The 23,083-nt window shown below is 34.7% G+C and carries 26 protein-coding genes; 19 read left to right on the forward strand and 7 right to left on the reverse strand.

Annotation, left to right across the window (positions count from 1 at the left end; all coding sequences use genetic code 11):
* Window positions 1–199: 199 nt before the first annotated feature.
* Window positions 200–1,228 (forward strand): bestrophin family protein, encoded by a 1,029-nt coding sequence (locus tag ATE49_RS18095; protein ID WP_059154361.1) that lies wholly within the window; start codon window positions 200–202, stop codon window positions 1,226–1,228.
* 60 nt (window positions 1,229–1,288) lie between these two features.
* On the opposite strand, the gene ATE49_RS18100 is transcribed toward ATE49_RS18095, so the two are convergent.
* Both ATE49_RS18100 and ATE49_RS18105 read right to left on the reverse strand, forming a co-directional pair.
* Window positions 1,289–1,690: a hypothetical protein gene (locus ATE49_RS18100; protein WP_065083232.1), complete on the reverse strand. Its 402-nt coding sequence runs from the start codon at window positions 1,688–1,690 to the stop codon at window positions 1,289–1,291.
* A 13-nt stretch (window positions 1,691–1,703) separates the two neighbouring features.
* Window positions 1,704–3,092 (reverse strand): MFS transporter, encoded by a 1,389-nt coding sequence (locus ATE49_RS18105; protein ID WP_065083233.1) that lies wholly within the window; start codon window positions 3,090–3,092, stop codon window positions 1,704–1,706.
* A gap of 73 nt (window positions 3,093–3,165) precedes the next feature.
* Between ATE49_RS18105 and ATE49_RS18110 the strand changes: the two genes are divergently transcribed.
* Window positions 3,166–4,011: a helix-turn-helix transcriptional regulator gene (locus ATE49_RS18110; protein WP_065083234.1), complete on the forward strand. Its 846-nt coding sequence runs from the start codon at window positions 3,166–3,168 to the stop codon at window positions 4,009–4,011.
* Window positions 4,012–4,183: 172 nt separating this feature from the next.
* On the opposite strand, the gene ATE49_RS18115 is transcribed toward ATE49_RS18110, so the two are convergent.
* From ATE49_RS18115 to ATE49_RS20640, 4 genes are all read right to left on the reverse strand, one after another.
* Window positions 4,184–6,247, reverse strand: coding sequence for a fimbrillin family protein (locus tag ATE49_RS18115; protein WP_065083285.1), 2,064 nt, complete (start codon window positions 6,245–6,247; stop codon window positions 4,184–4,186).
* 22 nt (window positions 6,248–6,269) lie between these two features.
* Window positions 6,270–6,467, reverse strand: a complete 198-nt coding sequence (locus tag ATE49_RS18120) for a hypothetical protein (protein WP_065083235.1) — start codon at window positions 6,465–6,467, stop codon at window positions 6,270–6,272.
* 284 nt (window positions 6,468–6,751) lie between these two features.
* Window positions 6,752–7,714 (reverse strand): helix-turn-helix transcriptional regulator, encoded by a 963-nt coding sequence (locus ATE49_RS18125; protein ID WP_065083236.1) that lies wholly within the window; start codon window positions 7,712–7,714, stop codon window positions 6,752–6,754.
* A 145-nt stretch (window positions 7,715–7,859) separates the two neighbouring features.
* On the reverse strand, window positions 7,860–8,330 hold the full coding sequence (locus ATE49_RS20640) for a hypothetical protein (RefSeq protein WP_260256198.1): 471 nt from the start codon (window positions 8,328–8,330) through the stop codon (window positions 7,860–7,862).
* Window positions 8,331–9,172: 842 nt separating this feature from the next.
* Here ATE49_RS20640 and ATE49_RS18135 point away from each other — a divergent pair.
* From ATE49_RS18135 to ATE49_RS18215, 17 genes are all read left to right on the forward strand, one after another.
* Window positions 9,173–10,009 (forward strand): hypothetical protein, encoded by an 837-nt coding sequence (locus tag ATE49_RS18135; RefSeq protein WP_065083238.1) that lies wholly within the window; start codon window positions 9,173–9,175, stop codon window positions 10,007–10,009.
* A 208-nt stretch (window positions 10,010–10,217) separates the two neighbouring features.
* On the forward strand, window positions 10,218–11,000 hold the full coding sequence (locus ATE49_RS18140; RefSeq protein ID WP_260256199.1) for a hypothetical protein: 783 nt from the start codon (window positions 10,218–10,220) through the stop codon (window positions 10,998–11,000).
* 3 nt (window positions 11,001–11,003) lie between these two features.
* Entirely contained in the window at window positions 11,004–12,296 is a 1,293-nt protein-coding gene (locus tag ATE49_RS18145; RefSeq protein ID WP_065083240.1) for a tetratricopeptide repeat protein, read from the forward strand.
* Window positions 12,297–12,308: 12 nt separating this feature from the next.
* Window positions 12,309–13,166 carry a hypothetical protein gene (locus tag ATE49_RS18150; protein WP_065083241.1) on the forward strand — a complete coding sequence of 286 codons (858 nt, stop codon included), beginning with the start codon at window positions 12,309–12,311 and terminating at the stop codon, window positions 13,164–13,166.
* Complete coding sequence (locus tag ATE49_RS18155; protein WP_065083242.1) at window positions 13,166–13,771, forward strand: hypothetical protein; 606 nt, start codon at window positions 13,166–13,168, stop codon at window positions 13,769–13,771. Before ATE49_RS18150 ends, ATE49_RS18155 begins: the two co-directional genes overlap by 1 nt.
* A 7-nt stretch (window positions 13,772–13,778) precedes the next feature.
* Entirely contained in the window at window positions 13,779–14,414 is a 636-nt protein-coding gene (locus ATE49_RS18160) for an XAC2610-related protein (protein ID WP_065083243.1), read from the forward strand.
* A gap of 35 nt (window positions 14,415–14,449) precedes the next feature.
* Entirely contained in the window at window positions 14,450–15,025 is a 576-nt protein-coding gene (locus tag ATE49_RS18165; protein ID WP_143349684.1) for a hypothetical protein, read from the forward strand.
* 43 nt (window positions 15,026–15,068) lie between these two features.
* Window positions 15,069–15,491: a hypothetical protein gene (locus tag ATE49_RS18170; RefSeq protein ID WP_065083245.1), complete on the forward strand. Its 423-nt coding sequence runs from the start codon at window positions 15,069–15,071 to the stop codon at window positions 15,489–15,491.
* Between the two features lies 1 nt (window position 15,492).
* Window positions 15,493–16,374, forward strand: a complete 882-nt coding sequence (locus ATE49_RS18175; RefSeq protein WP_065083246.1) for an XAC2610-related protein — start codon at window positions 15,493–15,495, stop codon at window positions 16,372–16,374.
* Between the two features lie 149 nt (window positions 16,375–16,523).
* Window positions 16,524–17,378: a hypothetical protein gene (locus ATE49_RS18180; protein WP_065083247.1), complete on the forward strand. Its 855-nt coding sequence runs from the start codon at window positions 16,524–16,526 to the stop codon at window positions 17,376–17,378.
* Window positions 17,379–17,417: 39 nt separating this feature from the next.
* Window positions 17,418–17,756, forward strand: a complete 339-nt coding sequence (locus tag ATE49_RS18185) for a hypothetical protein (RefSeq protein WP_223200285.1) — start codon at window positions 17,418–17,420, stop codon at window positions 17,754–17,756.
* 70 nt (window positions 17,757–17,826) lie between these two features.
* Window positions 17,827–18,495: a hypothetical protein gene (locus ATE49_RS18190; RefSeq protein WP_065083248.1), complete on the forward strand. Its 669-nt coding sequence runs from the start codon at window positions 17,827–17,829 to the stop codon at window positions 18,493–18,495.
* Between the two features lie 31 nt (window positions 18,496–18,526).
* Window positions 18,527–19,009 (forward strand): hypothetical protein, encoded by a 483-nt coding sequence (locus ATE49_RS18195; RefSeq protein WP_143349683.1) that lies wholly within the window; start codon window positions 18,527–18,529, stop codon window positions 19,007–19,009.
* Entirely contained in the window at window positions 19,006–19,299 is a 294-nt protein-coding gene (locus tag ATE49_RS18200) for a hypothetical protein (protein ID WP_065083250.1), read from the forward strand. The genes ATE49_RS18195 and ATE49_RS18200 overlap by 4 nt, the downstream gene beginning before the upstream one ends.
* A complete protein-coding gene (locus tag ATE49_RS18205; protein WP_065083251.1) occupies window positions 19,277–19,855 on the forward strand; it encodes a Crp/Fnr family transcriptional regulator in 579 nt (192 codons plus the stop codon). Before ATE49_RS18200 ends, ATE49_RS18205 begins: the two co-directional genes overlap by 23 nt.
* A gap of 71 nt (window positions 19,856–19,926) precedes the next feature.
* Entirely contained in the window at window positions 19,927–20,907 is a 981-nt protein-coding gene (locus tag ATE49_RS18210) for a quinone oxidoreductase family protein (protein WP_065083252.1), read from the forward strand.
* A gap of 82 nt (window positions 20,908–20,989) precedes the next feature.
* Window positions 20,990–21,568: a hypothetical protein gene (locus ATE49_RS18215; protein WP_065083253.1), complete on the forward strand. Its 579-nt coding sequence runs from the start codon at window positions 20,990–20,992 to the stop codon at window positions 21,566–21,568.
* A gap of 49 nt (window positions 21,569–21,617) precedes the next feature.
* On the opposite strand, the gene ATE49_RS18220 is transcribed toward ATE49_RS18215, so the two are convergent.
* Window positions 21,618–22,982 (reverse strand): sulfatase-like hydrolase/transferase, encoded by a 1,365-nt coding sequence (locus tag ATE49_RS18220; protein ID WP_065083254.1) that lies wholly within the window; start codon window positions 22,980–22,982, stop codon window positions 21,618–21,620.
* Window positions 22,983–23,083 lie beyond the last annotated feature (101 nt).

Here is a 23,083-nt window from a genome sequence, read left to right on the forward strand (position 1 = left end):
CCGGGATAATGTTATCTAATAAAAGCACCCCTAAACATTAACAAAATATATTTAGTAGTGTATGATTATAATTTTTAATTTTAATCTGTAAACTATTATAATCTGACAACCTGAACGATGTGCAATTTATAGCTATTAACTCACCATAATTTCACTATTTTGGTATTTATTTTGTTTGCACCGATACACATTTATCTTTATGATCACAACCAAATACATTAATTATAAACAAATCCTTAACCTCTCGGGGCTCCATGTTATTATACTTACAGTATGGTGTACTCTTGTGGCAGCTCTTTTTTACTTTTTTAAATGGCAATGGATGGTTATTCCATGGGTACCTGTAGCACTTATTGGTACTGCCGAGGCGTTCTATGTAGGCTTTAAAAACAACCAGGCCTATGACAGATTATGGGAGGCAAGAAAAATATGGGGTGGCATTGTCAACTCCAGCCGTTCCTTTACTTCCATGCTTTATGCTTTTAATACTGCAGACGAAAGCGATCTGGAATTGGAGAAAAAAAGAAAAAAATTAGCCTACCGCCATATTGCATGGTTGTATACTTTCCGTGAGCAGCTTTTGGTTCCTACCGAATGGGAACACATCAGTATTGAGAAACACGGGGTGAATGTAGACCAAAGGCGTAACAGGATTATTAAGGCCGGATTCCCGGATTATGGAAGAACACCTATTTTCTTAAACAAATATCTTTCTGAAGAAGAAGTAGCATTGCAATCGGAGTATAAGAACTTTGCCACTTACCTGATATCACAACAGGCTAAAGAAGTGAATGAATTAAAAAACAGTAAGGACATCTCAGATTTCAATCAAATGCAGCTTCAGGAATGTCTGAATTTGTTTTACGATTATCAGGGCCAGGCCGAAAGAATTAAAAAGTTCCCTTCACCAAGACAGTTTGCCAGTACAGCTTTTATATTCAATGTCATTTTTATGATGCTGTTGCCTTTAGGGCTTGTGAATGAATTTGCCAAATTAGGAAACTGGGGAATACTACTTAGCATTCCATTCTGTGTTATTATCGGCTGGATTTATATCGTAATGGAACTAGTAGGTGATTATTCAGAAAACCCTTTTGCCGGGTTAATGTTCGATATTCCAATGCTGTCCATTTGCAGAACCATTGAAATAGATATGCTCCAGATGATTGGTGAAAATAAAGACGATCTGCCGGAAGGTATAACCTCTAAGCATGGCGTTTTGGTATAGTCTGCAATAAACTTTAAACATGATATGTAAATAAAGCCCTCGTTTGAGGGCTTTATCAATTTATTGAAGAATAGATCGGATCCATTCTTCAATAAGATGCAGCCACAATGCTTTATCCTCCTCTAAAAGGAAAACAGCAGATGCTTTTCTCTGATTACTTATATCTCCGGTAATTTGTATTTCTTCATACGTTGCTAAACCGTGTTTATCAGAATACTGAATATCTACATTTTCCAGTGCAACACTGCGCGATGGAAATTTACCATACACTGTCGGCAGCCAATCGGAAAACATATCAAACGATACAGCATCGCCATCACCATTAATCATTCTGAAATCTGGCGAAAACCCAGAGAGAATCTTATGGTATAAAGTTTTCTGATCATCTTCTCCCCTGAACCATTTTTCGATATTTTCGCAGAATCCACTCAGCTCTGCAACGATTTTTTCTTTGTTGTCCATTTTGTTATAATATTTAGTCGTTATTGTTTATGATATATTTTGTCAGCCTGGTGTTAATATAGACCCCGGTAATCTGAAATAAGGCAATCATTAAAATAGCCAGTGCAAAAGCCTTTGGAAAACTTAAAACATCTATTGTACTAAAAAATACAGTTCCGATAATGGCACCGCCTGTTACACCTCCAACCTGCATGCTGATGCTAACTAATGCAGATGCCTGCCCTGCCCGGTCTTTACTAACCAGTGCAATAGCGGTACGCATCATAACCGGCATAATCACGCCATGACCGAGCCCTGCCAGAAATAATGTAATATTGGTTACTGGAGAAGGTTTCTGCCATAGGTAAAAGAGTATCGAACTCGTTGAAAAACCTATTATAAGTAATCCCAAACCTATATAAATTAAAGTATTGACAGGAAATTTTACTCTTTGAGAAATTAAAGGACCAAGGAAAAATGCCAATCCATAAGGAACAATAGCTAGTCCTGTATTCATTGGTGAGTAATGCAGGTATTGCTGTAAATAATAAGGATAGCAAATAAACAACCCCGCTGTAAAATTGTAGAAAAATATAACAGGCAGGCTTAATGAAAACCGCTTATCCAGTAATAAGGTGGGGTCTATAAGAACAGGTCTGTTTTGCCGATATAGTTTCACTTCATATCTGAAGAAAACAATTGCAAGAACCAGCCCTGTTATCATAATAACAAATATCCACCATGCCCAATGGTATTCCCGTCCGAAAATAAGCGAACAGATAAAGAGTAACAATGCAAGAATGAGCAGCAATGCTCCTTTATAATCAATACTGGATAATTTTAGATCTTTATTATTATCCATTGTAAAATGAATACCTGCAATGCAAACAATGGTAACCGGAACATTTACCAGAAACACCATTTCCCATGAGAAACCTGCGCAATCCAGATTAAGCAAAAGCCCACCTAATAACTGGCCTGCTACTGAAGCCAGACCAAATACTGAACTAAAAATACTTACCGCCTTTGGCTGCTCGGTACTACTGAACAATACCCGAACAGAAGCCAGTACTTGCGGAGCCAAAAGAGAAGCTCCAATCCCCTGAAAAAGTCTGGCAGCAATAAGCATAGAAATATCAGGCGAAAAGGCACAGGCTATAGAGGAAAACAGGAAAATGTACAATCCAAAGCTAAATACTCTCTTTCTTCCGTAGATATCCCCCAACCTTCCGCCACACACGACCAATGCAGCATAAGTCAGTCCGTAGATCGCTACCACCAATTGCAATTGCTGATCTGTTGCTTTAAAAGCCTTTTGTATAGCCGGTAAGGCCATATTAACAATAAAATAATCCAATGGCGATAAAAAAGCTCCTGCAACCAGAAAGCCCAGTGCCTGCCATCTTTTTGAATAAGCATTCATTTTTTTAATGCAAAAATACCCGCTTTTAATACGGTTAAAATTGTACTTTTGAAGGAATATATAGTGCCCGGATATGAAAAACCTGCATATTGAAAATATTACAGTAAAAGAATTAAAGCTGGCTCATGAATCCATTCAGTTCCGAACGCAGGCTTTTCTTAGCCTCGTTTATATTGTGAAAGGTGAAGGAGAACTCTCTTATGAGGACCATAAGATAAATTTTGCAAAGGGAAAACTCATTATAATTCCTCAGTATCAGGTTTATCATTTCAGAAGTGCAGATGCACAACTAATAGCCATTCAGTGTCCCGTTGAGTTTATCGACAAAATACGTCTCGAAGCTGACCGTATAGAAAGTTGTGAGAACCTATATAAGCTACAATATATTAGCAATAACCATCACTCGCGTGCAGGATGTGTATTCCGAAATAAAAATGATGAGTCTTTTGCGGAAACCCTTATTCTCCAGATAGCCCGGGAGTACAGAAACAAAACAGAGGACTATCTCATTATCAGAAACAGTATTTCTATTTTACTGAATCTTATTACCCGCAATATTATTAAAAGCGAAACGTCTGATATAGAAAAAAACCGGAAAGCATTTTCTATTATGAAAATCATTACCTATATCCAACAGTATATAAAGGACAAAGAAAAACTGCGTATTCCGATAATCGCTGAACATTTCCGAATTTCCGAGAATTATTTCGGCGAGTATTTCAAACAGCAGACAGGTATCTCTTATCAGGACTATTTATTGGATTATCGCTTGAAGCTTGTAGAAAACTATCTGCGCCATAGCAGTATCCGTCTGAGCGAAATTGCTTATGAATTACAATTCAGTGACGAAAGCCATCTTTCAAAACTTTTTAAAAAGCACAGAGGTGTAACCCCCGGAGAATACAGGAAACAGAAATAAAGAATAATACCTAAATCAAAAATCGGGTAATCCTTATAGGACTACCCGATAAAACTTGTTAACAAACAAAGAATGATGATAATATTGTCGTTTATCGGCTATGCCGGAAATCAGTTAACAGTTTTACAAACAAATGAATGATGATTTTTTAGTCAATACTTTAATTATTCGTTTACGGAGTTGGCGGAGCTGCATATTTCCATGGTTTAAAACCATTAAATTCAGATGTTCTCGCAGCCCATACCATAATATTCCCCATTACAACACTATTATATGCGCTCTTACTCCGCGCAGTATAGCCATTTCCTGCATCTCCGTATGGTTTTGGTAATGGTCTTTTGGTTGTAGCATCATAATTAAACGGACATATGACGGCTGAAGTAAGATCCCCGTTGGAAACAAAGCCACCATCACCTATATAGAAAAAGTTCTTGGTATTGTGCTTAAACATTGTAATTCCTGAATTAGAACCCGTTCTGTTGATGGCCTGTCCGTAGGAATATACAGTTACCTGGCTTAGCGGAACATTTACAATTCCAAGAGTTGTACCGGCATCTTCTCCCCAATACTGCCCACGTGCATCTCCTACCTGACCATTCAGTATTTTGTCATTAGAATTTGTTCCTACCAAAGGATACATGGCACCGCCACTACCATTGGAATCCAGAGTAATATTTGAAACGCCAAATAAGCTGTTAAAGAAACTTCTGTTTTCGGGACCTACACTATCCTGAAGCAACATGATGACAATTCCGTTATTGTTAATATAGTCCAGTAATGCTGTTGCTACAGCCGGTCTTATATAAAGAACATCATATCCCAGAATTATAATATCCGGTTTTTTGGATGCATCTGCAGGATTAATTTTATTGATAATATTATTGTCACCGGTAGTAGTCGCACTATAATTTACCCAGTTTTCTGTTTTATCATCTGTAGCATTACCGCCAATCCAGGCTCCCCCTCCAGGAGTCCATGGTGCCATTTTCACTAAACTTGTAGAGAGGTTCCCAAAATTTTCTTTAGCATTCAAAAACGCCCATGAACGCCCCTGTTCTAAAGCATAACCATAAGTTGTGTTATTTGAAATATGCAGGATTCTTTTTGAAGTCAGCATATACCATAAATTGGCAACTCCCAGTAAACGCTGCCCGGAAGCCGGTGAAGTAAAATTGTAGGTAAATGAAGGCTTATTTGCCGATCCATTGTAAGTAGCAAGATTTCTGTCGGCTACACTAGGTGCTGCATCAGTAAAATGTACCTGCAGATCATCTATATTTACTTTATATGAAGTTAAAGCTGCAGGATCTGCAGTATAATAATTAGCTTCCCATACGTTTGTAGGAGACAGTGTTGTAAAAATATCTGTTGTCGGAATAACCTGTAAATTACTTATGCTCCCTCCCTTAATATTAAAAGTTCCTTTTTTCAGATAATTATTTTGTGCAAAGCTTGCCTTAAAGCTATTAATGGTTGCATATTCCGCTAATATTGAAGCGTCCACTTTTACACTTACCTGTGCTACTTTATGCTGAAACGTAATCGCTACATTGTAAGTATCCTGTTGATTCTGCGGAGTTTTAGCAACTACTACTTCTCCTGTTGCATATAACAAATCTTTATCTATTGCTGTATCGATAGCAGGGTTTGCTGTATTTGTCGGTTCAGGTATTGCTTCATTGTTATTATAGGAATATGCATACCATGTATAGGTTCCTCCTTTTACAGCATCCAGTGATACTGGAGTACCAGAAGTAGCCTGTACGGTTTTCCATAGCAGCCCCGTAGCCTTGTCATAAATAAGTATACGGTAGGTATATCCTACCGGCATTGGCTGTGTAGCTGCTATAAGATTATTACTCAGGTTACCTGTGCTTGCAACTGCTGATTTCAGAATCTGGTTTCCTGCCGTTGCTTCCATAGGAACCTGTTCTGCTTTGGCATCAGCAATAAATCCGCTGGTCGTAGTTAGTCCGGAAGCATTTCCACCAATCGCACTTCCTGTAAGGGACATGTTACTGCTCACCGATGCTACTGCCATTTTACTAACTGGCTGAATAACTTCTGTTCCTATTACGCCGTCTACGTTTATCACCATTTTCATTCCTTCACCCCCAACAGATGAAGCCCCGTTATTATCCGGTGAACAACTTGCTACAGAAAACGTTAAAAGCAAAGCCGAGAACAATGTTGAGAATATTCTGCTACAGCTTCTATATGTAGTTATATTATTCATAATCGATTGTATTTGTTGTGTTTTAAAATTCCCAGTTTTGTTCATCTTTTTTTTCGTCCCAATCCGTAATTGTAGGTGTATTGGTAGAGCCACCAGGAACAATCTGTGCCGAAGAACTTGCAATCCCCTGCTCCATTGTCACATACAAAACACCTATAACAGGAGGCTTATAATCTTTTTTTTCAGTCTGATTCATCAATTGTTTGTCATTTTTTCTCATTGTATTTATATTCTTTAAAGGTTTTTCAACAATCTGTTAGCATATTATCGGTACTTTACAGTACAGAGGATAATATTTTTAAGAGAAGAATTTATTGTGTTTTTGAATTTTAGGGCAGGTATATTATATCCTGTATAATATTGCTGTACAAAGTTATATTGATTAATAAGCTATGTATTATTTACATACCCTTATATTCACTCACGAGTGAAAAAAGGTATATTCCGGTAAAAGGGAAAGCCTGAAAATGCTAACAATAACAGGCGAGAATCTGGTACACAGAGTTACAGCTGACTTAGAAAGAAGTCAATATTTACATCACCCGGTATATGGAGTTTTTTCTTTACTCTGTATTTTCTACTCTCAACAGATTTTACAGTAGAATCAGTACAAATGGCTATATCTTTTGTCCTGAACTCTAGTTTTATCAATGCACACATTTGCAGTTCGGAAGGCACGAGATCCGGATTAATTTTAAGAAGTGCGGGTATAAAATCAGGAAAGAATAATTGAAATTTTTCCAGAAAAAGAGGTGATTTTTGTTCAGCCAGTTCACTAATTTCTTTAACCTTATTTTGTACAAGATCCTGAATAATCGTAGTCTTTTTGTTCAGTTCCTTATTGGCAGCTGCTAAGTCTTCAATCCGCTTTTTTTTTGAATTAATATCTTTTATCAAAAGCTCTATTTTGTGGTCCTTATCCACAATAAAACCAATATGAAAAAAAAATGTGGTGACTGCCATCATAACGTTAACAAGCCTCAGAACCTTATAATCAGTATCCTTTAAGAATCTGTTTCGTGGAATAAAATTCAAATCAAAAGATTCAACAACAACAAAATTTAACAAAATAACCAATACCAATACATAAACAATATTTCTCTGAGTTTTATAATCAAAGAAAAAAGGAATAGCAAAAAGTAAGGAAAAATAGAAATATTCATCTCCGACATCTTTATAATTATAGACATGGAAAAAACTAATATGAAATGTAAGTGCTATAATGATACTACTCACAAGAGTATTTAATACTTTTTTAGAGCAGTCAGATTTCTTAATCTTTCCAATTAAAAGAAAACTGAATGAAATAAAAATAAGGAATAGAGATATGGGTATATCCTTTAGAAACAATCCGATAAACAATGAGAAAATAAGAAATACACAAAACAGAAAATACAGGTATTTGTTGACCAAATATATATAGAGACAATGAATACTTTCTTCTTCATTAATAATTCTGTTTTGCATATTTTTTATGGGCAATGATTAAAATAGAAATGAAAGTAATGTTATAAATATTGCATATATATAATCAAATATAAAAGTATATTCTGAAATTTTACAGTAATACTTTTATGTCTAAAAAAATAAATTTTAATATAAATTGGAAATTTTATACAGATGTTATCCAGATCGTGAAGTCCTGATCAGCCGGGATTTCAATTTTTTTCCTTAATCTGTACTTTTTGCTTTCGACTGATTTGACGGTAGAATTACTGTATAATGCAATCTGCTTGTTGCTAAAATTGAGCTTTAGCATGGCACATAAATATAGATCTGATATAGTAAGAGGTGTTTTCGATACGCTTCTTATGATATTAAAAAAATTTGGAAAATACAGATCAAAACGTTCAATAAAAATAGAATCATTAGTCTGAGCCAGTCTTATTATCTCACTTATATCTGATTCTGATAATTTTTCTTTTTTGTGTTGTTCTTCTAAATACTCAATCTTAACCTGCAAGTCTTTAATATACTGATCTTTAGTGACATTAAAATCAACCAGCATATAATCTTCTCTCTTCTTTTCCCCCACAAAATAATAAGTAATTCTAAATATCAGTAAACTAAATGTAATATTCATAATCAGCAACTTATTTTGATAATGGTATTTCAAAACTAGATCCGACTGTGGTATAAGATTAAAATTATATATAGCAGATATATACAAGCTTCCTAATATGATAATGGAAATAATAAAAATTTCAATTTTATTTTTGGGGTAGTTCAAAAAAAAAGGAATAGCCAGAAACAATGGAAAATAAAATAAAAAAACACAGCTCTCAACACCACAAAAAGAAGAGTAATAGGTTATAATAAAATTTAGAACAATCATTGTTATTAAAATAACATATTTATTCTTCCTGTATTCCTTTATAACATAAGACACTGCAAATAACAAAGATATTGAGAGTAAAAAGAGACTATCCACAGTAAGTGCTATAAAAGTATAAATAGCAATTCCATGTGAAAAGAAAATAAGCGTTAATAAAGCAAGATATTGATTAATTAAAATTGTAAAATCCTTTTCAATTTCACTGGCATTATGATCAATCCCCCAGAATGAAATTGTCTCATATATACCCTTTACAGTTCTTGAAAAATAGCTTTTGCTCATTCTCATTTTTTAATCCTCGTCTATGATAATTAGTTGAAAGTATTCCTCATTAATTTACACAAACGTATTTATTACGTATCAAAATTCAGTAACAGATTTACACTCATTTACACTCACGAGTGATTTAAAGTGCCTAATAGCTGTAATTTTTTTTCAAAATAGATTTTGATTTACACTTAGAGAAATATTCACCATCATATGATCTTATAATTTATATTCAAATCTTAATCACTTATTATTTCAAAAAAATGTGATTTATAATCATTCCTTTGGATACAATTATTATTTTTACCAGATAATTAACAACCATGAAGTATTTATCTCTTATCTTATCATCCATTTTTGTAATCTCTTGCAGCACTTCCATCAATCCTTATAAAGACTCCCGGGTTATAATTTTAGGAACCATACATTACGGTGCTGAGAATATTAATGCTAAATCAGTTTATACCATATTATCGGATTTTAAACCCGATATCATATTACTGGAAGCAGAATCCAGTATTTTTGAAAAAGAGAATGTGCTAAAAACTGACTTCGATGGTATCAACAATAATGAATTTCAGGCGACTTTGAAATACCAGAAGGAAAACCCTGGCGTGCAAATTAAGCCTGCTGAATTAGAAGGCAGAAACAATTACAGAAAAGAATTGGGAATTTATTCGGAAGCAGGTTTTGTTTTTAATAAACTAGAAGAGTTAGATAAAAAAGGAGAAATAAAGCTTTCCGATCAGGAAAAAAAGAATTTATCGAAACTCAACAGTTATTGGGATGCTGTGGAAAGTATTGCTAAACAGGATTTGAAAACTGTTAATTCAAAACAGTCAGACGCCATTGTCGACAGCCTGATGAAGTATCAGTATAACCGGACAAGAGACATTGTGAATAATCATAATGAATTTACCAAATTCAGATTACTGAGCAGTAAAAATAAAAAAGACACTATTACATATAAAGAATACTTCAATAACTGGTCAAATTTTGAAGGAAACATCAGAAATGAAGGCATCGCAAAAAATGTAATCAAATACTACAAAGAGAATCCCGGAAAAAAAATCATTTTGCTCACAGGGTTTAAACACCGTTTTTTTATAAAAAAATATTTAGAAAACCAGAATATTAAAACCGTAGAATTCTATCAGTAACAGAAGTTTTTTCATTAGTATCATTAGTATTTTCAAAATTCATCGCTAAAAACTATATCAAAAAAAAGTGATTTATAATCGTTCCTTTGGATACAATTATTATTTTTACCTATGTAAAGATTGAAATGACATCTAAACAAACACAATGAATATAAAAGCTTTTTTTCTGTATACTTCTATTCTGCTTGCATGTGCAAACTGTAAACAGATGCCTGTACAATCTGCCACTGCACTACCATCTCCCCAATGGCTGGCAAAGACTTATAAGCATGTTATTATGATAGAAGATGAGCATATGGTAAAACTTGGAGAAAACTACCTGATAGATATACCAATACAGGAAAAACCAGATTCAACCTATGTCTTTTTCTTAAATGCTGGCATTCCGGTTGAGCAATTAAAAAAGCCCAATAGCTTCTACCCTTTCATTAATGAATTTATATTAATTGCTCCGGACCGGAAATACTACAAGATAATTGCAGAAGAAGCTTCTAAGCAAGGAATACAAATAGAACCCTTGGTTACAAACAATTATTATCACATTATACGAAATGGCGGAGAGGTAAAAACAGACAGTACACATATATCCGGTAACGGGCATCCACACATTAGTTATACTGAACCTGAAGTCCCAAAAGGCATGCTGCAGGTATACTATACAGACAGCTATGGTTCTGTATGTTGTCCACGTGATCCGAAATGGGATACTAAACAGGATGATGCCTCTTTTATAAAAGAGTTTGAAAAGAATAAAAAAGTAAAAATTGCTGATACCTATCAACAGAATAATGGTAAAGAGGGTGAACATGCAATATATTATACACTATCGGGGCTGACATCTTTACAACGTCTGGATTTTATATTGGAAAAACAATATCAAAGAACTGTAAATAAAGAAGCAAAGGATATTCAATTTTCTGGACGGATATTCACGCCGTATTATGTGAAAATAGAAAAAGAAGGGTTTCGGAAAATGATAAAAGTGAATTAATAGATGAGTATTAGAGTAAAGATCAGCTACATTTTCTTTTTCCTTATTATAGGAAATCTTCTTGTAAATGGACAGTCGACTGCCAGCGCAAAAGAGGATGAAGCATATCGGCTTCACGAAAATAAAGAATATGCCAAAGCTGCCGGAATATATGAAGAGCTGCTAAAAACGGACTACAAAAACACTTACCTGCTTAGTATGTGCGGCTCATCCTATTTTGCACAGAAAAAATATGAAAAAGCCAAGGAAAAATACAGCCTGGCTATACTATATTCTTTACCGGATGATAAGAAAAATAAAGCATTATATTATTCTAATCTGTCTGCTTGTTATTCCAATCTGGACAACAATGAAAAGGCATATGAAAATGCAATGCGTGCCTACCGCCTCGATAATAGTCAACTGTGGAATGCTGCTTCTATGGCACAAAACTCGCACAAATATGAAGAATGCCTGTCGCTAATGGATAAAGCAGCTGAAACTACAAACTTGGATATTGCTTACAAATCCTTGTATGGCAGATGCTATTATAATACTGAACGATACAGAGAGTCTGTAGAAAATTTCCGGGATTTTTTTGATCATTATAAGCCCGATAGCTTTTTTGCTGATTTTGATATGCAACAAGAACGGGGTGTTTTTTTACAAGCCTATATTAATCTGATTGCTTCAGAAAAAGACCAGTCACACGTAAATAGAGATATTAAAGATCTTCAAAATATTTTAAAATCTCTCGATGATCCTTATTACCGAAATGTAATTTTATGGAGTATTACGGAGAATAAAAATGTTTGTGGTAAATATAAACTATCGGTTGACACCTGTACAAAAATATTCAGTACACTTGTAAATGAACCATCCTTAAAAGAGGAGTTTTGGTTCAATTATAATACAATAAAGGATTATGAAAAAGCTTTTCAGCTTTCCGGAAAAATACTTGCTTCAGGCTATGATCGTGAAATAAAACTATACCAGTATCTATCCTCAGTACATCTCTTTATTATAGATTACTATAAGCATAATGAAAAAGCCGATGAGAAGAAACTGGATCATCTTATTACATTATTTAAAGATCTTTTTGAAAAGAATAAAATCTATTCTGACAAAGAATTTACAGATTTTTCAGATGCTTATGCTCCGGTCATGAAGACCTTTAATATCTTCAATCTGTATTTTAGAAATAAAGAACAGATAAAAGCTGTACCCTATGTAAAAATGATTATGGAAAATGTGCCTAATGAAAAAGCACGCTCCGGAATTATGAAAATCCTGAATGCCGGTTACATTGACAATTAAATATCAACACCGATGGAAGAAAAACAACCTCAACGCCTCACTAAAAATAAAATATTCCTCATCTCTGGTGTATCAGCCCTTCTGCTCATTGCCTGCGTTTTGATTTTCTTTAGAAAATCTGAACCCGCACCTGCCAAAAACCAGAAGCCTTTGCGCAAAGACAGTATATTGGCAAAAAGAAATGACTCTTTAATAAAACCAAAAGATACTATAGACAATAATGGTGCTGAAGGTGAAGAAGAATCTCCTTATACAGAATATCAGGTCATTGCCAATACAGTACCCCTGTCATCTGGTAAACTAAATTTTGGTGACAAAGTATTTGTAGATGAAAGCAAATCCGATGCTGATTACAAAACAGTAATTCTACAGAATCCTTTTCAGTTTCCCAATGCAGCCAAATATCGTGTAAATACCAATTTTTTCATTGAAAGCTATCGCTTCGATGAATATAAAACCAATTTTTCATTACCTCCGTTTTCATCTCTTTATACGGGCGTTAAAAAAATTCTCTTGAATGAAAACTACAGTGATGGGAACAAATACAGTATTACACAAAATAAAGAAAGAGCCAAGTCCTGTGTTGCATTTGGTGATTTTGATGGCGATGGTATTCGTGATGTTGCAATACTGATGGATAATAACGAAAAACAAATTAGCAGATTGCTTATTATCTGCTCCAACGAGGTAACCAAGCAGCCTTATATTGCATTTGCAGAAAATTATTCTGACAAAGTAAAGATCCGTACAGATATGACGGAATATGCTCCACCAAGACCAAACGCCGTAATTGTAACCAGCGATGATATTTCTTTATCTGTTGCCTACGATAAAGAATCTCAGAAATTTAAAATATCTACTTCGGAATAATGACTAAGCAATACATCCATATTTTTATAAAAAAACTCCGACAAAGGAAGAAAATCATTATCTCTTTGGTCTCTGTAAGCTTTGCAGTTCTGCCATTGATATTCTATGTATACGCTTATATAGAAACTGCAAATCTGGGTAAAGATCTATTGGGCGAATCCCGATATAATGAAAGAATGTTGGATGCCGGAAAATATACTTTAGCAATGGCCGGAATATTCAGTATCTTTTTAGCAGCTGTATTATTTATAATCAACAGATTTATTAACAGCTATATCTCTGTACTAAATTCTCTCGATGAAGGTGATATCCTGAAGCTAAAAGATTACAATGACATACAGCTGCCCCTGAGTAAATATACTGTTCCTTTTATTTTTCAGAAAAATACCTTGCATATTTTTAATATGGGAAAAGTAACCTCAATAAAAGGTAGTAATATCGTAAACTACAAAATAGAGAAAATACGCAGCCGCAACGGATTTTTTTATCGACTGAACATCAATACCAGAAATGGAAACTATAAACACAACATGTATAATATAGACAAGCAGGCAGCAATGCTACAAGAGGATATTGCCAGTATTATGTATAAAAACAATTGCTAAAACATATATGAATAGAATCATTATCATATTACTTTTCATTTTCAGTTTTAGTTTTGGCCAGAATACTGAATTCTTTTCCGATTCAAAGACCCTAATAAAGCCCCGGAAATACAAAATAAATATTACCCAGAAAAGTAGTAAGGCCGGATCGGTTGTTGTTTTTAATCTGTTTCGGAAATCCGGAAACAAGTGGTCTATAATCCAAAGCGGATCATTTAAAAAGCAGACAGATTTCCCGTTGTTTGTAACTACAGATGAAGACTTAAATAATGATGGGTATAATGATTTAAAAATATCTTATGCCCAGGCTGCGAGAGGTGCTAACGAGATTGAAAAACTCTTTATTTTTAATCCAAAAACACAAAAGCTAACGGAAATTCTCAATTCTCAGGAATACCCGAATTTACATTATAATGCCCGAAGAAATTGTATTACATCATATATGTTCTACGGTGGCAATGCTACTTACTTCCTGCATATTAAACAAAACAAATTGGAGGGTTTTGGTAAAGTTGAATTTTCTAATGACAGTATTTACAGCTATAAAATTAAAAACAAGAAAGAAATTTTGCTAAAAAAGGAGGCTTATAAATCGAATGATGGTGCCGTTTTCTTTTCTAATTTCGATCCTGTAGAAGAATAAACAACAATTTCGGTTTATATAAATATAATACAGTAATGAAAACTTTGAGATTAATCCCCATACTCTTGTGTATCGTTTGTTGCAAGGATAAAACAGTTAGCAACACTAATAAGAAACAAACAATGACACCTGTGGTCAAGCAAGACTCTAATCTCAACTCTACAAAGAAAGATGAAGTTTCTGAATTAAATAAAAACGAACTTCAGGAAATTCCAATAGAAACAACAGTAAAACAACCCATATTACATCCGATTAAATTTACTAATGATCCAATTAGCTGCTTTAATCCTAATCTTGATCTAAATGCGGCGGTTGATCTCATCAATTCCGAAGCAGTAGATACACAGTGGTTTATTGTGGAAAGAAAAGAAGTTAATTACATGAAAAATAAATTGGACACATCGGATAGTATTCTGGTAAAAAATGCACTTCAAAAATTGGGATGGAAGCTCATGGATAGTGTATATACCAGTGACAAAGATCAGACTAAAATAACGATAGTAATGCAAAAGGAGGATAAGGTCTGTAACATCAACAAAACCCTTTCGCTTTCAGGAAATAAGACAAACAATCAGATACAGGAATGGTTTGAAATAAGGAAAGCCAAATAAAAAGCACATTAATGCCAATCATTTTTAGACACAAAATTATCACATGAAACAAAGGACATTTATAATTATAGCTATAATTCTTGGTACCGTGCTGTCTACAGCTCAGTCCAAAATCAATATGGAGGGAAAGTCCTTCACCGGTTTTATTACAAGCTTGTGTGTGGAAACTACGCTGCCAGATCCATGTGCAGGACACACCGATGAAATGGAACTTCATTTTAAGAAGGATATAGTAGAAATTGTTTCAGTCAGATACAAGTGCAACAAAACACATAGAAAATCTGTATTTTCTAAATGGAGATGGCTATCAGGAAATCAGATTAAAGTTGAGAAACTTAATTACGAGAATCAGCCTTTTATCTCCGGAAATATATTATATGTCAAAAACAATCAGCTGATTGGTAAACATGGTTCCGGATTCACTCAGGATTTCACATTTGAGCCTCTGACAAAAAAACGTAAGTAGTATGAATAAAATAATACTTTTAGTTTCTTTCGTTATTGTTACTGGTAGATTAGCTGCGCAAACCGTGTATATGGGATTTATTGGTGAATATCCTGTTGAAATGGTCATAGATCCAAGCTCCGCCACGGCAGATGCTGTCTATTCCTATACCAATTTCGATGAACCTATCCGGTTAAATAATGGTGTCATTAAAAACGGAAAGCTTATTTTCAGCGAAAAAGAAGGAAAACAAACAAAGGCTACGCTGATGTTTGAAAACTATACAACTGATAAAAATGTCATAACAGGCATCTGGAAAAATACAATAACAAAAAAAGAACTCAAAATTACCCTGACAAAAAAATATTCGATAGAGAATGGTGAAAATATACAGTGGACAGACAGGGAATTATTACAGCCGGAATCTACAAAAGATAAATACTTTAAAGTCGTCCTCTCTAAAGAAAAGGACAGATATTATCCTATAATTACTGCTGTAAAAGTATATGAAAAGCGGAGCGACAAACTGCTACAAAAACTTGATGTAGAATGTTCACTTTTAGGATTGGATAATATTAGCATCGATGATTATAACTTCGACGGAATTGAAGACCTTTCTATATTTGAAGCCAGCTATGCAGGTCCAAATACTTCCCGGATTTATTACCTGTATAACAAAACTACACAACAGTATTATGAAAGTAATTTCAGTGGAATCTCTTTAGAGTTCGATCAGAAGAAAAAAAGAATATATGAAAGAAATCAATGCTGTGCCGGAACTATTGTAACCACAGCAGAATATAAAGTTGTAAACGATAATATGGTATTACTCAATCAGCATTGTTATCGCTGGGATGACAGAAAACAAAAACTGGTAGAAAAATTAATGAAAGCATGTGAGTAAATAGCTTTATCATCAGCCAGGAGCAAAAATCAAATAAAACGATACTGAATATAACACTAGCAGACAAACAAAAGGCATATTATTCTCAGAAACAAGCCCAAATAAAATTGTTATATTTATCAATAAAACAGACGAATAAAAATAAACAAATGAAAACAGGAATACTCAGCTTATTTATACTGACAGCCAATATTGCTTTTGCTCAACAGAAGCTGAACAACATCAAAATAGACCTTCCGACTTCCGGAGATACCGGAAATGCATTTATAAATACAGTGACTTTAAAAGATTCTGATAAGAAGACAATAGCTTTAACAGATGGAAACTACAACATTGACAACGGCAAACAAAAGGCTAATATTAATATAAAAAAAGGCCTGATCAATGGTACTGTAACGGAAACTGAGGAACAAGTAAAGTTTAATTTCACTATTGAAAATTCACATATTACTGCTTACAATATGTACAATGGTTCCGACTTAGCACTCGATGCCCGCAGGGATAAAGAAAAAGCATATTTCAAAAGCTATCATCCTAATAAGGCTCTTAAATCTGAAGGCTGGGTATCTTTGGATAAAAATAAATATTTCGGCCGTGGTATTTCAAAACAATATTCTGAAAATGGTACTTTAACCGGCATAGAAAACGACATTACCGTGAGTTATACTGCATTCTATCCCAACGGAAATAAAAAGGAAATCACCGGAGTCAATCTTTTCGAAAGTTATAACGAAGACGGAACGCCGGAAAATAAGCAGTATACAAAGAATAATATCCGCTATGACGATTATTACTATAAAGGGAAATTGAGTACAAGTTCCTATAAAAATAAGCAGGGAAACGATGTAAAAGACTATTATGAAAATGGACAGGTTCAGAAAAAAGAAATAGTAACGAGTGTTAACGGAGAATTATGGCTTTCCACTTACGATAAATCCGGAAAATTAATTAATAAGCAACGCTATTCGGAGACAGGTGCAGAGCAAGCTACTCCTGCTCATTAAACCGAAGTATCCTGCAATAAACAATATAATTCCAGGCTCATGAGTACTAAAATGTGGTTAGCACTCCGTATCTTAACAGCTGTACTATGTCTCTGTATGATGGGACTATGGTTTGCTACACAGGTTCCGCGTAATGATTTAGACCAATTTATGCAAATGTCCGGCGGTCGCGGATTTCGAATTAAATATTCTGTAATTGTTCTAATGGCTATTTTCCTTCTTTATTTTTGGGCAGTCAGACCACGGAATATTAATCAGGCATCAAAGACTAAGCGACTTTTATTTGCTGCTTTTTTCTTTATATCAGCATTCATTGCTTTATTTGGAATCGGGTTTCTGATCCTAATCATGTACAATCCAAAGCCCATATATTTTTAATTATAAATAAATCTACGTCTGAGATATTATTTTTGCCATATTCAGACCAGTTAATACAACACCAATCTATATGAAAAAAACACTGAAAATTATTATTTCTGTAATCATTTTCTTAGGACTATTCCTCTTAGCCAGCAACTTTATAAAAGTGGCGCCTAATGAAACACTGCTATATAAAATTCAGCAATATGTAACCTACTCAAAAGCTGATTGGGAAAATTATGAAAGAAATAAACAATTATTAGCAGAAAATCCTGTGCCAGCCAGCCAGGTAACCGAAGTAGCTCAGGCTACGCGACAAGAAGATATTTACCCTGTAGATACTAACTTTGCTACACCTGCTGTGAAGGCTCAGGAGATAGAAAGGATAAAAAACGCTAAGTTCGAAAATCTGATTGTTGCCAAAATTAAACCAGACGATGAAGATGCACAGGCTGCATTAATAAGATTCACAAGAGATCGGTTAACAGACGTTATTATCAATCAGAAACTCAATATAAAAGTGGGGAAATGTTATGTCAATGCCAATACCGAAGGGAATTTCAATTGTGTAAGCTGTATGATTCTTCTTTATAACCGTGATAAAAAAGACTGGCAGGAAGCTCCGGATGGAGAAAATTTCCTTAAAAATTCTTACGATTTTTATCAGTCCTCCGAAGGTGCAAGATGGGAAGCAAAAGACCTCTCTATGCAAATTCCTTTTGACTATACATTACGCAAAAAATACAGTGCCCAATAACATATAGAAAAACAGAACTATACCTGAAATTATGATTAGCTCATTAACAGAACTCTTTAGTTACCTGACATTGGATTTTTACCTGATTGATTCATTCAGGAATGATGATGATTTTTTAGTCGCTATGCTTTTAATGGGCGCATTGGTATTTTTTATTCTTGGAGTTATTGGTATTATATTGGGGTTACTTCTTATTCTTATTGTAATCTTCCTAATCAGCGCTGGTATTATCTCTGCTTCATTATTGGTAGGGTTGCAGCAAAAGTCTCTAAGTAAAGGTTTTAAAACTTTTTTTATATCCGTCTCTATACTGGGCAGTACAATTGCTTCTGTTATCTTATTTTTATTTATAAATACCGTAAAAAACTGGTGGCAGACAGATACCGCAATTATTGCGGGTATTGTCTCAGGAATTGCTTCCGGCTGGATTTTGGGAGTGATTATGTTTACTGCCTCCAAAAAACTTGTTATGTTTCTGAAAAATAAATATGCTGACAGAATAACACGCCAATGAAAGCTATTAAAATCCTTAGAAACATCCTTGTTTTTATTGGTATACTATTGCTGGCTTTTGACTTTTTATTAGTTCTTCCGGAATACTATGCCTGTAAAAACGCCTATGAAGGTGAAGATGCAACTACAATATGGGGTTATAAGATAGACTGTATAGGTGACAGTGCAGAGTTTACCCTGGTATTTTTTCAACTAATAGGGTGCTGGCTGGCTGGTGTATTTATCATTATTTTTATATTACATCTGGTCTACAAAAAGCAGAAAAAGAATGTTCGATCAATTCAGAGATAAATTCCGGTTAGACGACGAAAAGTGGAACAGGTATACCAATTATTTTAATAAGGTGAAGGTTCCTGCTAAAACCATACTTCTAAATGAAGGCGAGGTGTCAAAGAAACTTTTCTTCATCGAAAAAGGCTGTATCAGAGTATGTTTCAATCATGACGGAAAAGATATTACTTCACAATTCTTTTTTGAAGAAAATGTCGTAGCATCCATTGAGAGCTTTAGAAAAAATATTCCCAGTCCTGCTACTCTGGAAACAATAGAACCAAGTACACTATGGTGGATACACAAGGATGATTTAAACGGAATGCTGGAAGAAATTAAAGAAATTCCGTATTTGAGAGATATGTTTATCGATAAAATATTCGACCGGACATTTGACTATATGAAGTATTTCATTTCATCTATAAAATATACACCACAACAGCGTTATCTCGATCTAATAAAAGAAAGACCTGAAATCATACAACGTGTTCCCCAACATTATATTGCTTCTTATCTGGGCATTACAACAGTACATTTAAGCCGTATAAAGAATAAGCTGCTTAAAAATAAAGAGTAACCTGTATTTAGTAACAAATGTTATCGCCTGCAAAAAGATCCTATTCTAATTTTGTTCTATAAATTTAAAATATGAAAGCAGCAGTTGTATTATCAAAAGGAGCACGCCCTGCATATGTAGAAGACTTTGCAGAGCCTGTAGTACAAAATGAAAACGAAGTTTTGATACATGTAAAGGCATCAGCAGTTAAGAACCTCGACAAAATGCGCGCAAGCGGGAAGCACTATTCTGTTCAGAACGAAACTTTTATTGCCAAAGTAGTAGGCGGAGACGGTGTGGGGATACTTGAAGACGGAACACGCGTGTACGGAATTGGTGCAAGCGGAATGATTGCAGAAAAAGCAATTATTGAAAAAGATAAAATAGTAAAATTACCCGACGGAATCAGTGACGAAACAGCCGCAGCTCTTCCTAATGCTGTAATGGGATCGGCAATGGCTTTACGCTTCAGAGCCAGCTTACAAAAAAATGAAACCGTTTTAATAAATGGTGCCACAGGTGTTACCGGAAAAATTGCAGTACAGATAGCGAAACATTATGGCGCAAAAAAAGTTATTGTCACTGGCCGGAATGAGGAAACACTAAAAGAATTATTAGCCTTGGGTGCTGATGATATTATTGTACTTAAACAGGACGATGATGCCATCATCTCACAAATAAAATTTTTGCATCAACAAAGTCCATTCGACGTTGTAATTGATTATTTATGGGGACATAGTGCTGAATTAATTTTATCTGCAATAAAAGGAAATGGAGGCTTCTCTCATAGAACACGCTATGTAACTGTTGGCGGTATGATAAATGATAATATGACGCTATCGTCCTCTATTCTGCGCAGTACCGATATACAGATCTCAGGTTCAGGTTTAGGAAGCTGGACACCAGACGAAATGAAATTACTAATTAATGAAATACTTCCCGAAATGTTTCAGCTGGCAGCTGATGGCAAATTAAAATGTGAAACTATAAGTGTTATGATTAATGATGTCGAAAAAGCATGGGATATGAATATTGATGGTGGAAAACGTTTAGTGGTTATAATTGGCTCTTAATAATACAGAAACAGAAGTATATAGACAGATTAACTTATCCGCCAGTATTACTATATTGCATACAATCTAAATCACCAGTTACATGAAGAAATATCTGTTAAAAATATACTTTACACTTTCTTTGCTATTAGTAGCAGATATTGCTGTTTACTTTCTTTATAAGATTAGCCTACGGGGTTATTATGCAGATATTATTCTTTTCTGGTTATGGTTCTTCGGAAGTATTTTCGTCATAATTGTTTACTGGAAAAAGCTATTAGCCAAATTATTTTTAGGCGCTATAATCCTTGCCTTCATACTAAGCATGCTGCCTATGGGATTGTTCTTTTATGCTTTTATCTTTTCATCAACACCAGCCGGATTATGGATGAATAAAGATTTAAATGAAAACTATCGGGCACAGATTGTTTCCTACAGTGTAATGGTACCACCCATGTTACAGATTGTAGAGAAAAAAGGATTGTTCGAAAAACAAATTATTCAGTGCACTGATTCCGAATTGCGGGACAGAAATCTGGAGGTAAGTATCCGAAACTCAAAAGACCTCATCCTGCAAAAAGATACAGATCGTACAATTATACTCACTCTCTTTTATGGTGGTCCTAATACCACAATGACTTTTGATAAGGCAACAGGAAAACTTATTAAAATAGAGAAATAACATTAAAATAAGACTCTTACAAAATGTGTAAGAGTCTTATTTATTTTCTTTATTTCCCAACTGCTTTAAAACTGTCAAATATCTGTTTCATTTCTTTTACTTTTTCGGGATATTTAGCGATTAGATTTACACTTTCCTTTGGATCTTCATCCAGATTAAAAAGTTCTGTAGTGGCTGGTACTATAGCTTCCGTTCGGGGATGCTTAAGATCCGGAACTTCTCTGTACTTCCAGTTGCCATATTTTACCGCCTCAGGCTTTGTACTTCCATTTACAATAAATATTGGACGATGGCTGTAAGCAGATTCTTTTACTTTACTTTCTAAAAGCTGACTGATATCCTGTCCGTCCAGTTCTCTATTCTTTGGAAAGGGACTGTTGGTCCACTTGGCAATCGTCGGTAATAAATCCAGATTGCTTATAGCACTGCTTAAAACAGTTCCCGGTTTAATCTTATTTTTCCAATATACAATAAACGGAACGCGGGCTCCACCCTCATACGACCAGGCTTTAGAACCTCTGAAAACTCCTGCACTTCCTACATGAGAAACGATAGTTACACCATCCCCTTCCATTCTTTCAGGAAAATTCGTCCAAGGTCCGTTGTCACTGGAAAACACAAAAATCGTATTATCTGCCATACCTTTTTCTTCCAATACTTTCCATATCGCAGCCAGGCCTTCATCCATTTCAGTAATTACAGCACCAAGTGCCCCGCCTTTTTTATTTTTCAAGGAAGAAGACTGTGCAGCATAATACACAGGTAAATGCGGCATATTGTGCGCCAGATACAAGAAAAACGGTTTATCTTTTTTCTGCTGTCTTATATAATTAATTGATTCTTTGGTATACAAACGAGTAAGAAGAGAATCTGCAGGTTTCTCAATCTCAACTTTGGTATTTCTGAACATTCTGATCGGAATGTCCGTATTTACATAGGGAGCCTTATAATCGTGACTGTATAATATTCCGTAATAGAAGTCAAATCCTTGTCCGTTTGGCTTATTCTCAGCTTTCTGATCTCCCAAATGCCACTTTCCAACCATCCCGGTATTATAACCGTTTGATTTCAGCATTTCTGCAATTGTTACTTCATCATCCGGTAAGCCTTGCTTAGATCCCGGCGCTATAGGCCATGGTAAATCATAACGGGACGAATAACGGCCAGTAAGCAAAGAGGCCCTGGAAGGGGTACAAGTGGGACTGCTGACAACATAATTAGTTGCCATTAACCCATTCCTTGACATCCGGTCTAAAAATGGCGTTTTAATAACAGGATTTCCATAAGCACCAATGTCTGCATATCCCATATCATCTGTCAATACAACAATAATATTAGGCTGCTTCTGAGCTCTGACATTGGAAAATGAAATAGTAAAAAGAATGATTAAAGCACAACGTACAGTATTCTTCATGGTTAAATATTTGTTTTCTGGTGGTTATTGGTGATTTTAAAACAAATATATGACATATATATGTTTCAAAATATACAGAATTAGCAGACTAAAAATAGAAC

The organism is Elizabethkingia miricola, from assembly GCF_001675285.1.
GTDB classification, from domain to species: Bacteria; Bacteroidota; Bacteroidia; order Flavobacteriales; family Weeksellaceae; genus Elizabethkingia; species Elizabethkingia miricola.